We start from the raw sequence: 13,471 nt of genomic DNA, 5'->3' as shown, positions 1-13,471 counted from the left end.
AGTGGCCTGCTGCTCGCTAGCGCGAATCAATCCTGCAGGCCACCCATTAGTGTCTAACCTTTCATCCGAGGGCGCCCAGCGCCCCCGGATGCTCGAAGGTGCCCGTGAAACAACCGTCTGAGGGGAAATCCCGATGAATTACAACTGGGACTGGGGCGTGTTCTTCAAGTCCACCGGCGTGGGCAGCGAGACCTATCTGGACTGGTACATCACCGGTCTGGGCTGGACCATCGCCATCGCCATTTCCGCCTGGATCATCGCACTGCTGCTGGGGTCGGTCCTCGGTGTCATGCGTACCGTGCCGAACCGCCTGGTATCGGGCATCGCCACCGCCTACGTGGAACTGTTCCGCAACGTGCCGCTGCTAGTGCAGCTGTTCATCTGGTACTTCCTGGTGCCGGACCTGCTGCCCGAAGGCCTGCAGGAATGGTTCAAGCAAGACCTCAACCCGACCACCTCGGCACTGATCAGCGTGGTCATCTGCCTGGGCCTGTTCACTGCCGCCCGCGTCTGCGAACAGGTACGCACCGGCATCCAGGCGCTGCCGCGCGGCCAGGAAGCCGCCGCCCGCGCCATGGGTTTCAGCCTGCCGCAGATCTACAACAACGTGCTGCTGCCGCAGGCCTACCGGATCATCATTCCGCCGCTCACCTCGGAATTCCTGAACGTGTTCAAGAACTCCTCGGTGGCCTCGTTGATCGGCCTGATGGAGCTGCTGGCGCAGACCAAGCAGACCGCCGAATTCTCGGCCAACCTGTTCGAGGCCTTCACCCTGGCCACGTTGATCTACTTCACCCTGAACATGGGCCTGATGCTGCTGATGCGCATGGTCGAGAAGAAAGTCGCCGTGCCTGGCCTGATCTCCGTGGGGGGCAAGTAAATGGACATGGATTTCAGCGAAATCATCCCCGCCCTGCCGGCCCTCTGGGACGGCATGCTCATGACCCTGCAACTGATGGTCATGGGCGTGGTCGGCGGTATCGTGCTGGGTACCATTCTGGCACTGATGCGCCTGTCGTCGAGCAAGCTGCTGTCGCGTGTGGCCGGTGCCTACGTCAACTACTTCCGCTCGATCCCGCTGCTGCTGGTGATCACCTGGTTCTACCTGGCGGTGCCGTTCGTGCTGCGCTGGATCACCGGCGAGGACACCCCGGTGGGAGCCTTCACTTCGTGCGTTGTGGCGTTCATGATGTTCGAGGCCGCCTACTTCTGCGAAATCGTCCGCGCCGGTGTGCAGTCGATCTCCAAGGGCCAGATGGGCGCTGCCCAGGCCTTGGGCATGACCTACGGCCAGACCATGCGCCTGATCATCCTGCCCCAGGCCTTCCGCAAGATGACCCCGCTGCTGCTGCAGCAGAGCATCATCCTGTTCCAGGACACCTCGCTGGTGTACACCGTGGGCCTGGTGGACTTCCTCAACTCGGCACGCTCCAACGGCGACATCATCGGGCGCTCCCATGAGTTCCTGATCTTCGCCGGGGTCGTGTACTTCGTCATCAGCTTCTCCGCTTCGTGGCTGGTCAAGCGCCTGCAAAAAAGGATCACCGTATGATTTCCATCAAGAACGTCAACAAGTGGTACGGCGACTTCCAGGTGCTGACCGACTGCAGCACCGAGGTCAAGAAAGGTGAAGTGGTTGTGGTCTGCGGCCCTTCGGGCTCGGGCAAATCGACCCTGATCAAGTGCGTCAACGCCCTGGAGCCGTTCCAGAAGGGCGACATCGTGGTCGATGGCACTTCGATCGCCGACCCCAAGACCAACCTGCCCAAGCTGCGTTCGCGGGTGGGCATGGTATTCCAGCACTTCGAGCTGTTCCCGCACCTGAGCATCACCGAGAACCTGACCATCGCCCAGCGCAAGGTGCTCGGCCGCAGCGAGGCGGAAGCGACCAAGAAGGGCCTGGCCCTGCTCGACCGCGTCGGCCTCGGCGCCCACGCCAAGAAGCACCCCGGCCAGCTGTCTGGCGGCCAGCAACAACGCGTGGCCATTGCCCGCGCGCTGTCGATGGACCCGATCGTCATGCTGTTCGACGAGCCGACCTCGGCGCTGGACCCGGAGATGGTCAACGAAGTACTGGACGTGATGGTCGAGCTGGCCCACGAAGGCATGACCATGATGTGCGTGACCCACGAAATGGGCTTCGCCCGCAAAGTGGCCAACCGGGTGATCTTCATGGACAAGGGCAACATCATCGAGGACTGCCAGAAGGAAGACTTCTTCGGCAACCCGAGCGCCCGCCACGAACGCACCCAGCACTTCCTCAGCAAGATCCTGCAACACTGATTCGGCAACAACGGCACCGCTGCCCGGGTTCGCCCGGCAGCGGGTGCTGGCCGTGACAAGGCCACTGTGATGAAATGCGACCCTTCGCTTCTTCTCCCTGCCAAGCCCGCCGTGAAATCCCGCCTGATTCGCCAATTGCTGCTGCCGCCCCTGATCATCCTGCTGATGGTCGGACTGGGCATGGCCGGCTTCCTGATCAGCGAAAGCAATGGCATCCGCACCTTGAGCGAAAGCGGCGAACGTGCGCTGGAGCTGCATGCGCGCACGGTCGAGAGCGAAATCAGCAAGTACACCTACCTGCCGAGCCTGCTGGAGCTGGAAGACAGCGTCTCGCAGCTGCTCACCGACCCTGATGGCGCCAACCGGCAGACCGTCAACGAATACCTCGAAGGCCTGAACCGCCGCAGCCGCAGCCGGGCGATCTTCGTTCTCGACACCAACGGCCGCGTGCAGGCCAGCAGCAACTGGCGCGACGCCGACTCGTTCCTCGGTGAAGACCTGTCGTTCCGGGCCTATTTCCAGAGCGCCGTGCGTGGCGAACCGGGCCGCTTCTACGGGATCGGCAGCACCACGGGCGAGGCTGGCTATTACCTTGCTCACGGCCTGGAAGAACACGGCAAGATCATCGGCGTGGCGGTGATCAAAGTGCGCCTGGACACCCTGGAAGAGCGCTGGCAGCGCGCCCGCCTGGAAGCCTTCGTCAGCGACGAGAACGGCATCATCATTCTTTCCAGCGACCCAGCCCGGCGCTTGAAGTCGGTGCGCCCGCTGACCCCGCAGATCAAGGAGCGCCTGGCGCGCAGCCTGCAGTACTACTGGTGGCCGCTGAACGAGCTGCAACCGCTGGCCCGCGAAACCCTGGCCGATGGCGTGGAGAAACTGACCTTCCCGGCCAACGCCGAAACTGCCCAGGGCAAGCCCCATGAAGTGAGCTACCTGGCCCAGACCCGGCGCCTGGCCGATACGCCCTGGCACTTCACCCTGCTCACTCCGCTGCAGGACCTGCGCCGCGAGTCCATGGTGCAGGGCATCCTGGTCGGCGTGGCCTTCGCCCTGCTGACCATCCTCGGCATCGCCTGGAACGAACGGCGCAAGGTCGTTGCCACACGCCTGGCCGCGCGCGAGGCCCTGGAAGAAGCCAACAGCCAGCTGGAGCGGCGCATCGCCGACCGCACCGCCGACCTGCGCGCCAGCAACGAACGGCTCAAGGGCCAGATCCGTGAGCGCCGGCATGCCGAGCAGACCCTGCGCCATGCCCAGGACGAACTGGTCCAGGCCGGCAAGCTGGCGGCGATCGGGCAGATGTCCACCAGCATCGCCCACGAACTCAACCAGCCTCTGGCGGCGCTGCGGACCCTGTCTGGCAACACCGTGCGCTTTCTCGAGCGGGGTGCACTGGACACCGCCAGCACCAACCTGCGCACCATGAACGGCTTGATCGACCGCATGGGCCGCATCACGGCCAGCCTGCGCTCGTTCGCCCGGCGCGGTGACGACAGTGGCCAGGCGTCGCTGGCCAAGGCCGTGGAGGCGTCCTTGCAGGTACTGAACGACCGCATCACGGGCTGCAACCTGCAGTTGCACCACCAGTTCGACGACCAGCAACTGGCCATCGACCAGACCCGCCTTGAGCAGATCCTGGTCAACCTGATCGGCAACGCTCTTGACGCCATGGCCACCCAGCCACTGCCCGAGCTGTGGCTCGAAGGCGAGCTGCAAGGCGACAAGTATCGCCTGCGGGTACGCGATAACGGCCACGGCATCGATGCCGAAACCCGCAAGCACCTGTTCGAACCTTTCTTCACCACCAAACCGGGCGAACATGGCCTGGGCCTGGGGCTGACCTTGTCGGCGAGCCTTGCCGCCGCGGCCAAGGGCAGCCTGAACGTCGAGCACCCCGCCACCGGCGGCACGGCCTTCGTCCTCGCCCTGCCTTTGGTCACGCCCCCCAGCGAATCGGCAGAGCAACCATGAACCAAGCGCCACTTACCGTTCTGATCGTCGAAGACGACCCGCATGTGCTGCTCGGCTGCCAGCAGGCGCTGGCTCTGGAAGACATCGCCTGCGAGGGCGTCGGCAGTGCCGAACAGGCCCTGGAGCGCATCGGCGATGATTTTGCCGGGATCGTCGTCAGCGATATCCGCCTGCCGGGCATCGATGGCCTGGAGCTGCTCAGCCGCCTCAAGGCCCGCGACCGCAGCCTGCCGGTAGTGCTGATCACCGGCCACGGCGATATCGACATGGCGGTCGGTGCCATGCGCAACGGCGCGTACGACTTCATGGAAAAGCCCTTCTCCCCTGAGCGCCTGGTGGATGTGGTGCGCCGTGCCCTGGAGCAGCGCGGGCTGTCCCGCGAAGTGGTGGCCCTGCGCCGGCAACTGGCCGAGCAGAGCAGCCTTGAAGGGCGCATCATCGGCCGTTCGCCGGCCATGCAGCACCTGCGCGAGCTGATCGCCAACGTCGCCGATACGTCGGCAAACGTGCTGATCGAAGGGGAAACCGGCACCGGCAAAGAGCTGGTCGCCCGCTGCCTGCACGATTTCAGCCGGCGCCAGGGCCAGCCGTTCGTGGCGCTGAACTGCGGTGGCCTGCCGGAGAACCTGTTCGAAAGCGAGATCTTTGGCCACGAAGCCAACGCCTTCACCGGTGCCGGCAAGCGCCGCATAGGCAAGATTGAACACGCCAATGGCGGCACGCTGTTCCTCGACGAGGTCGAGAGCATGCCGATCAACTTGCAGATCAAGCTGCTGCGCGTGCTGCAGGAACGCACCCTGGAGCGCCTGGGCTCGAACCAGAGCATCGCGGTGGATTGCCGGGTGATTGCAGCCACCAAATCCGACCTCGACGCCCTCGGTCAGACCGGGCAGTTCCGTAGCGACCTCTATTACCGCTTGAACGTGGTCACCCTGGAGCTGCCGCCGCTGCGCGAACGTCGGGAAGACATCCTGCAACTGTTCGAGCACTTCCTGCAGCAGTCGGCGCTGCGATTCGACCGCGAAGCACCGACGCTGGACAGCCAGACCCTGTCGCGCTTGATGGCCCATGACTGGCCGGGCAACGTGCGCGAATTGCGCAACGTGGCCGAGCGCTATGCCCTTGGCCTGCCAGCCTTCAAGAAAGGCCCGAGCGGCGGCGCCAGCCAAGGGCTTGGATTTGCCGAGGCGGTGGAAGCGTTCGAACGCAACCTGCTCAGTGATGCCTTGCAGCGCACCGGTGGCAACCTCAGCCAGGCCAGCCAGGAGCTGGGCATGGCCAAGACCACGCTGTTCGACAAGGTCAAGAAGTACGGGCTCGGCTGATGGAGCAGCGTCGCCTGCTTCGCGGGCCAGCCCGCTCCCACAGCTAGGCCTCAGGCATTACACCATCCCAGTGGGAGCGGGCATGCCCGCGAAAAGGACCACACCGATTCAAAGCCCTGCGATATGGGTCACATCCTGCCGGTGCGCCTGCAGGTAAGGCAGCACCGCCGCCAGCAACGGCGCCTTGAAGGGCTCCTGGAAGCGATGCGCCAACCCTGGAATCAACTTCAGCTGGCTACCCTGGATATGCGCGGCCAGGTGCACCCCATGCATCACCGGCAACAGCGGATCGGCCGTGCCGTGCACCACCAGCGTCGGCACCCGTAACTCATTGAGTAACGGCACCCGGCTCGGTTCGGCCAGGATCGCCATGATCTGGCGTTTCGCCCCCTCCGGGTTGAAGGCCCGGTCATAGGCTATCGCCGCCTGTTGCAGCAGCACCGCCCGGTCATCGTGCACGTGCGGGCTACCCAGCGCCGCCAGCAGGTCGGCCTGCTGTTCGATGGCCACCTCGCGATTCGGCGCGCTGCGCCGCGCCAGCAACTGCACCAACGCCGGATCGGGTGCCGGCAGCCCGGCCGCTCCCGAACTGGACATCACCAGGGTCAGGCTACGCACCCGCTCCGGCGCCATGGCTGCCAGATGCTGGGCGATCATCCCGCCCATGCTCACGCCCAGCACATGAAACTGGCGAATGCCCAGCACATCCATCAGCTGCAGGCCATCGTTGGCCATGTCGGTCAGGGTATAAGGCGCGGCAACCGGCAGGCCAAGCTTGTAGCGCAACAACTCGACCGTGAGGTTGGCCGAAGGCGGCAGCTGGTTCCAGCGCGACAGGCCGACATCGCGATTGTCATAACGAATGACCCGAAAGCCCTGGCGGCACATTGCCTCGACCACATCGTCAGGCCAATGGATAAGTTGCCCGCCCAGGCCCATGACCAGCAGCAACGCCGGATCGCGAGGCGCGCCGACGCTTTGATAGACCAGGCTCAGGTTGCCGACTTCGGCACGTTGTACCGGCACATGGGCGTCGCAGCGCGTGTCGGCGAAGCTGGCCGAAGCGCTGAACATCAGAAAGAAAAACAGCAGAAAAGCCCGCATGAAAGAAACACCAGAATGCAGATCCCCAGTAGAGCGCGAGTCTGATGACTTTCTTTCGGGCGCGCTGCCACAGTTCGGTGACAGTTTGATGAACCCTGCCGAGCGGTGCGGCTGATCGTCCAGTCGACAGCCTGGGGCAACATGAGTGAAACTCAACTCATTCCCTGTTTTTTCAAAAATTGTTCTCGGAGACAGCCCGTGCTGGAGATCCGCCACCTGAAAACCCTTCATGCCTTGCGCGAGGCCGACAGCCTGGTTGAGGCGGCCGAACGCCTGCACCTGACCCAGTCGGCGTTGTCGCACCAGTTCAAGGAGCTTGAAGAGCGCCTGGGCCTGCCATTGTTCGTGCGCAAGACCAAGCCGATCCGCTTCACCAGCGCCGGCCTGCGCCTGTTGCAACTGGCCGATGCCACCCTGCCGCTGCTGCGCGGCGCCGAGCGTGACATCGCCCGCCTGGCGGGGGGCACCGCCGGGCGCCTGCACATGGCCATCGAATGCCACAGCTGCTTCCAGTGGCTGATGCCGACCATCGACCAGTTCCGCGATGCCTGGCCGGAAGTGGAGCTGGACCTGGCCTCGGGCTTCGCCTTCGCCCCGCTGCCGGCGCTGGCACGGGGTGATCTCGACCTGGTGGTGACCTCCGACCCACTGGATCTGGCCGGCATCACCTACGTGCCGCTGTTCACCTACGAGGCCATGCTCGCCGTGGCCAACCAGCACCCGTTGGCCAGCAAACCGTACATCGTGCCTCAGGACCTGCTCGACCAGACCCTGATCACCTACCCGGTGGAGCGCGACCGCCTGGACATCTTCACCCGCTTCCTGGAACCGGCCGACATCGAGCCGGCTGCCGTGCGCACGTCCGAGCTGACAGTGATGATGATGCAACTGGTAGCCAGCGGCCGTGGCGTCTGCGGCATGCCGCATTGGGCGCTGCATGAATACAGCTCGCGGGGCTATGTGAAGGGCAAGCGCCTGGGCGAGAAAGGCCTGTTCGCCACGCTATATGCAGCGGTGCGCACCGACATGCTCGATGCGCCCTACATGCGCGACTTCCTGCTGACCGCCAAGGACACCTCGTTCGCCACCCTCGACGGCGTCAGCGCGGTACGCTGACCGCCTGGCGGTATAGCGGCAGGATCAGGTCGCGGGTCAGCGGCGCCAGGTCCAGCGTTTCGGCCTGATCGGCGGCCAGCCACCGCACTTCTTCGATCTCCGCCGCCGGGGCTACGGCTTCGGCACTGTCGACGCGGAACAGCTCGGCTTGCACCTCGAAGCCTGGCTCGTTGGCGGCTGGCGCGCTGAACTGGCCCAGGTGCACCGCCTGGGCGGGATCGATACGCAGGCCCAGTTCTTCGAACAACTCGCGGGCCAGCGCCTGAATGGGCGATTCACCGGCATCGATCTTGCCACCTGGCTGCATGAACGCCTGGGTGCCGCGCTTGCGCACCAGCAGGGTGCGGCCTTGCGGGTCGATCAACAGGGCGGCGGCGATGCGGATGATATTGGGCATGGGTGGTGTCTCGGCATTTTGGCCGGCGAGGATCCCATGGGCTCCTGGGCCTGACAAGACCGGTCTTTCCTGTACCGGCCCTTTCGCGGGTGAACCCGCTCCCACAGGGATGCCACTGTCCTTGTGGGGGCGGGTTCACCCGCAAAAGGGCCGGCACAGGTCATTCATGGACGAACGGCCCCTTGCCAACCCGTCGTTCACCCGCCATAACCAACACATGAACCTGCCAGCCCTTCAGCACCAGGCGCTCGAACTGTTCCACCCGGCCGTCAGCACCTGGTTCCGTCGCCACTTCGCCACGGTCACCGACGCCCAGGCCCGTGCCTGGCCGCTGATCCATGCCGGGCAATCGATGCTGCTCGCCGCGCCGACCGGCTCGGGCAAGACCTTGAGCGCGTTCCTGGCCGTGCTCGACGAACTGTTCCGCGAGGGCCTGGAGCATGGCGGCGAGCTGCCTGCACAGACCCAGGTGGTCTACGTGTCGCCACTCAAGGCGCTGTCCAATGACATCCGTCTGAACCTGCAGGCCCCACTCGAAGGCATCAGCCAGGCCCTCGAAGACCTGGGTCTGAAAGCACCGCCCATCGCCACTGCCGTACGCACTGGCGATACCCCGCAAAAGGAGCGTGCGGCGATGCGCAAGCAGGCGCCGCATATCCTGGTCACCACGCCCGAATCGCTGTACGTGTTGATGGGCTCGGCTTCCGGTCGTGAAGGCCTGGCCAGCGTGCACACGGTGATCGTCGACGAGATCCACGCCCTGGCAGGCAACAAGCGTGGCGCCCACCTGGCGCTGACCCTGGAACGCCTGCAAGCCTTGTGTGGGCGCCCTTTGCGGCGTATCGGTCTGTCCGCCACCCAGCGCCCGGTGGAGCGCGTGGCGCAGTTCCTGGTCGGCCAGGGACGCCCTTGTGCAACTATCGACGTTGGCCATGCGCGCCAACGCGACCTCGCCATCGAAGTGCCCCCGGTGCCGCTCGGCGCGGTCATGGCCACGGACGTCTGGGGCCTGGTGTACGACCGCCTGGCCGACCTGGCGCGAGCGCATCGCACCACACTGGTGTTCGTCAACACCCGTCGCCTGGCCGAACGCATCACCCGTCATCTCAGCGAGCGCCTCGGCAAGGAGGCAGTGGCCGCGCACCACGGCAGCCTGTCCAAGGAGCTGCGCCTGGACGCCGAACAGCGCTTGAAAAACGGCCAACTGCAAATGCTGGTGGCCACCGCCTCGCTGGAGCTGGGCATCGACATCGGCGACGTCGACCTGGTCTGCCAGATCGAATCGCCCGGCTCGATCGCCGCCTTCCTGCAGCGCGTCGGGCGCTCCGGGCACCAGGTTGATGGCATTCCCAAAGGGCGGCTGTTCGCGACCTCACGAGATGACCTGATCGAATGCGTGGCGTTGCTCGATTGCATCCGCCTCGGCGAACTCGACGAGTTGCATATCCCCAATGCCCCCCTGGATGTCCTGGCCCAGCAGATCGTCGCCGAAGTCAGCAACCAGGCCTGGCAGGAACAGGCGTTGCTCGACTGCCTGCGCCAGGCAACGCCATACGCAGAACTCGACCCAAGGCGTTACCAGGCGCTGTTGAGCATGCTCGCCGAGGGCTACAACGGCCGCCAGGGTATCCGCAGCGCCTACCTGCACCGCGATGCGGTCAGCGGCACGTTGCGCGGCCGCCGGGGCAGCCAGCTGACGGCGCTGACCAGCGGCGGCACCATTCCCGACAACGCTGACTATGCGGTGCTGCTTGAACCACAGGCGCTGAACATCGGCAGTGTCAATGAAGACTTCGCCGTGGAAAGCATCGCAGGCGATATCTTCCAACTGGGCAACGCGTCCTACCGCATCCTCAGGGTCGAGCCTGGCCGGGTGCGGGTCGAGGACGCCCAGGGCCTGCCACCCACTATCCCGTTCTGGCTTGGCGAAGCACCGGGGCGCAGCGATGAACTGTCTGCGGCGGTCGCCCGCCTGCAGGCGCGCATCGATGAACAGCTGGTGCTGAACGACGGCGACCTGGCTGCGGTGCAGCAGTGGCTGCAGACCACGTTCGACCTGGATGAGGCCAGCGCCAGCCAGTTGCTCGACTACCTCGCCCGCACCCACCAAGTGCTGGGCGCCCTGCCCTCACAGCAGACCTTGGTGATGGAGCGTTTCTTCGACGAGTCTGGCGGTACCCAACTGATCATCCACTCGCCCTATGGCAGCCGCATCAACCGTGCCTGGGGCCTGGCCCTGCGCAAACGCTTCTGCCGTACCTTCAATTTCGAGCTGCAGGCCGCGGCCAGCGAGGACGCCATCGTGCTGTCGCTATCGACCAGCCACAGTTTCGAGCTGGAGGAGGTGTGGCGCTACCTCAACAGCCGCACTGCCGAGCAGATCCTCATCCAGGCCGTGCTCGACGCCCCCTTGTTCGGTGTGCGCTGGCGCTGGAATGCCGGCGTGGCCATGGCCCTGCCACGCTTCGTCGGCGGGCGCAAGGTGGCGCCGCAGATCCAGCGCATGAAGAGCGAAGACCTTATCGCTGCGGTGTTCCCCGACCAGATCGCCTGCCTGGAGAACATCGTCGGCGAGCGGCAGATCCCTGATCACCCACTGGTCGAGCAGACCCTCGACGACTGCCTGCACGAGGCCATGGACAGCGAAGGCTGGCTGGCGTTGCTGCGGCGCATGGAAAGCGGCCAGGTGCGCCTGCTGTGTCGCGACCTGCCAGCGCCCTCGCCACTGGCCTCGGCCATTCTCAATGCCAGGCCATACGCCTTTCTTGATGACGCGCCGCTCGAAGAGCGGCGTACCCAGGCGGTGATCAACAGGCGCTGGAATGAAGTTCACAGCGGCGATGATCTCGGCGCGCTGGACGCCGATGCGATCACCGCCGTGCAGGCCGAGGCCTGGCCGCAGCCGGGCAATGCCGACGAGATGCACGAGGCGCTGATGACCTTGGGCGCCATCAGCCATGAGGAAGTCCAGGCCAACCCCAGCTGGGACCTGCTGCTGCGTCAGCTGGCCAAGGCCGGGCGAGCGCTGCGCGTGACCGATGAAAAGCTGTGGTTCGCGCGCGAGCGCCTGACCCTGCTGCAAGCGCTGTATCCGGCTGCACGAATGGAGCCTGCGCTGGGCGTACTGCCCGGCTTCGATCAGGCCATCGACCCGGACAGCGCACTGCGCGAACTGCTACGCGCTCGCCTGAGTGGCTACGGTCCGCTCAGCGTTGCACAGATTGGCGCACCACTGGGCAAGTCTGCAGCTGAGGTCGAGCAGGCGCTGGCCCGCCTGGAAGCCGAAGGCTATGTGTTGCGTGGCCACTTCAGCCCTGGGGCACGGGACCTGCAATGGTGTGAGCGCCATCTGTTGGCACGCATCCATCGCTACACGGTGAAACGCCTGCGCCGAGAGATCGAACCGGTCAGCCTGCAGGACTTCATGCGTTTTCTGTTCGACTGGCAGCACCTGGCGCCTGACGAGCGCCTGCGTGGTCCGGCGGCAGTAGCCGAAGTGCTGGGCCAGTTGCAGGGTTTCCCCAGTGCAGCCGGCGCCTGGGAAGCGGAACTGTTGCCCGCACGTATCAAGGACTACAGCCCGCACTGGCTGGACGATGCCTGCCGCAGCGGGCAATTTGCCTGGAGTCGGCTGGCCGCAACGTTGGCGAGCAATACCTTGTCGAGCACGCCGCTGGTGCTGTTGCCACGCGAGCACATGGGCCTGTGGCGTAGCCTCGCCCCCGAGCCTGCCCGGGAAGCACTTGGCGGGCGGGCACAACGGGTACTTGAAGCGCTGCAGGTCCATGGGGCGTTGTTCTTCGACGAACTGACCAGCGATGCCCACCTGCTGCCCAGCGAGCTGGAAACGGCGCTGCAGGAGCTGGTCGGTGCCGGCCTGGTAGGCGCCGACAGTTTCACCGGCCTGCGCAGCCTGATTACCCCCGCCGCCAAACGCAGCTCCCGCAACAGCCGGCGCGGCCACCCGCCGCTGTCGAGCAGCATGGCCCATGCCGGGCGCTGGGCGTTGCTGCGTCGGGGCAGCGGCAATGTCGACGAGCACCAGCGCCTGGAGCACATCGCCCGTGCCCTGCTACGGCGCTATGGCGTGATCTGCTGGCGCTTGCTGGAGCGAGAGAGCGATGTGTTACCGCCCTGGCGCGAGCTGCTGCGTTGCTACCACCGGCTGGAAGCGCGTGGCGAGATTCGTGGCGGGCGCTTCATTGCCGGGCTGGCCGGCGAGCAGTTCGCCTTGCCGGAGGCGGTCGGGTTATTGCGCCAGGTTCGTCGGCGAAACCTGGATGCAGAACTGGTGGTGGTGAGCGCCAGCGACCCACTGAACCTGATCGGGTCGTTGTTGCCTGGGGCGAAGGTGCCTGCGGTGGGTGGCAACCGGCTGCTGTACCGCGACGGTGTGCCGGTGGCGGTGCGGGTGGCTGGGCGGTATAGCTATCTGGTGGAGGGATCGGCGCAGGAGCAGGCTGGATGGAAGGAGAAATTGCTGCGTAATGCGATGTGATTTGGCTTGACGGTGTGAAGTATCTAGGTGCCTGTCTTGAGGGCTTATCAAGGCCACCAGGTGTATGCCGACAGGGTTTCAGCGCCTGTGAGATCGAGCGCCGCCCGCGCGGCGCATCGCGGGTAAACCCGCTCCCACATCTGTTTCGGGCCAATCTCTCCTGTGAAGCCAACAGGGACCGCCTTGTTGGCATGGCGAGGCATCTCGGTGGGCGCTGATGCCGCTCCACCTGTCTCCAGTCATGCACGAAGGCCTATCATCGGTCTCCAGTCATACACCAAGGCCTATCATCGGTCTCCAGTCATGCACGAAGGACTATCGTCGGTCTCCAGTCATACACCAAGGCCTATCATCGGTCTCCAGTCATACACCAAGGCCTATCATCGGTCTCCAGTCATACACCAAGGCCTATCATCGGTCTCCAGTCATGCACGAAGGACTATCGTCGGTCTCCAGTCATACACCAAGGCCTATCATCGGTCTCCAGTCATACACCAAGGCGGATCCTGTTGGCGGCACAGGAGGGACTGGCCCGAAACAAATGTGGGAGATTCTATGGTTTTCAGCAAGCCAGTTTCCCACCTTTGGTGACGTATTCGTCCTGATTTTTCATCAGGGCGAATGCCACCCGCGCGAGCTTTCTAGCTAGGATTACCAGAGCTTGAGTTGTTGCTTTACCAGATTTCCGGTGCTGTTCATAAAGCCCTTTCCAAGCGGCCGATCTGCTGGCTGCCATCGCAGCGTTATGCAATAGGCGACGAATTTCTGAGCAAC

General features: G+C 64.7%; 9 protein-coding genes and 1 pseudogene. 7 read left to right on the top strand and 3 right to left on the bottom strand.

Annotated features, from left to right (window positions below):
• Positions 1-133 precede the first annotated feature (133 nt).
• From CQW31_RS18900 to CQW31_RS18880, 5 genes are all read left to right on the top strand, one after another.
• Positions 134-880 carry an amino acid ABC transporter permease gene (locus CQW31_RS18900; protein ID WP_023379010.1) on the top strand — a complete coding sequence of 249 codons (747 nt, stop codon included), beginning with the start codon at positions 134-136 and terminating at the stop codon, positions 878-880.
• Positions 881-1,552, top strand: coding sequence for an amino acid ABC transporter permease (locus CQW31_RS18895; protein ID WP_054885876.1), 672 nt, complete (start codon positions 881-883; stop codon positions 1,550-1,552).
• Positions 1,549-2,283, top strand: coding sequence for an amino acid ABC transporter ATP-binding protein (locus CQW31_RS18890; RefSeq protein ID WP_003258023.1), 735 nt, complete (start codon positions 1,549-1,551; stop codon positions 2,281-2,283). Before CQW31_RS18895 ends, CQW31_RS18890 begins: the two co-directional genes overlap by 4 nt.
• A gap of 69 nt (positions 2,284-2,352) precedes the next feature.
• Entirely contained in the window at positions 2,353-4,257 is a 1,905-nt protein-coding gene (locus CQW31_RS18885; RefSeq protein WP_054885877.1) for an ATP-binding protein, read from the top strand.
• Positions 4,254-5,582, top strand: coding sequence for a sigma-54 dependent transcriptional regulator (locus CQW31_RS18880; protein WP_054885878.1), 1,329 nt, complete (start codon positions 4,254-4,256; stop codon positions 5,580-5,582). Before CQW31_RS18885 ends, CQW31_RS18880 begins: the two co-directional genes overlap by 4 nt.
• Before the next feature lie 108 nt (positions 5,583-5,690).
• Here the strand turns inward: CQW31_RS18880 and CQW31_RS18875 are convergent, their stop codons facing one another.
• Positions 5,691-6,686, bottom strand: coding sequence for an alpha/beta fold hydrolase (locus CQW31_RS18875; RefSeq protein ID WP_099815160.1), 996 nt, complete (start codon positions 6,684-6,686; stop codon positions 5,691-5,693).
• Positions 6,687-6,884: 198 nt separating this feature from the next.
• On the opposite strand from CQW31_RS18875, the gene metR reads away from it, so the two are divergent.
• Positions 6,885-7,802, top strand: coding sequence for a transcriptional regulator MetR (metR, locus tag CQW31_RS18870; RefSeq protein ID WP_003258025.1), 918 nt, complete (start codon positions 6,885-6,887; stop codon positions 7,800-7,802).
• Here metR and CQW31_RS18865 read toward each other — a convergent pair.
• Complete coding sequence (locus CQW31_RS18865; protein ID WP_054885880.1) at positions 7,786-8,199, bottom strand: NUDIX domain-containing protein; 414 nt, start codon at positions 8,197-8,199, stop codon at positions 7,786-7,788. The two genes, metR and CQW31_RS18865, sit on opposite strands and share 17 nt — an antisense overlap.
• Positions 8,200-8,416: 217 nt before the next feature.
• Here CQW31_RS18865 and CQW31_RS18855 point away from each other — a divergent pair, with 217 nt between their 5' ends.
• On the top strand, positions 8,417-12,697 hold the full coding sequence (locus CQW31_RS18855) for a DEAD/DEAH box helicase (protein WP_099815158.1): 4,281 nt from the start codon (positions 8,417-8,419) through the stop codon (positions 12,695-12,697).
• 562 nt (positions 12,698-13,259) lie between these two features.
• On the opposite strand, the pseudogene CQW31_RS31475 reads toward CQW31_RS18855, so the two are convergent.
• Positions 13,260-13,471 (bottom strand): annotated as a pseudogene (locus CQW31_RS31475) (IS110 family transposase); the annotation flags it as partial.

The sequence above is a fragment of the Pseudomonas sp. 382 genome, assembly GCF_002759075.1.
In the GTDB taxonomy this organism is placed as follows: Bacteria; Pseudomonadota; Gammaproteobacteria; order Pseudomonadales; family Pseudomonadaceae; genus Aquipseudomonas; species Aquipseudomonas vlassakiae.
Note: the sequence above shows the minus strand (reverse complement) of the source record. Positions and strands in the feature narration are given on the sequence as shown.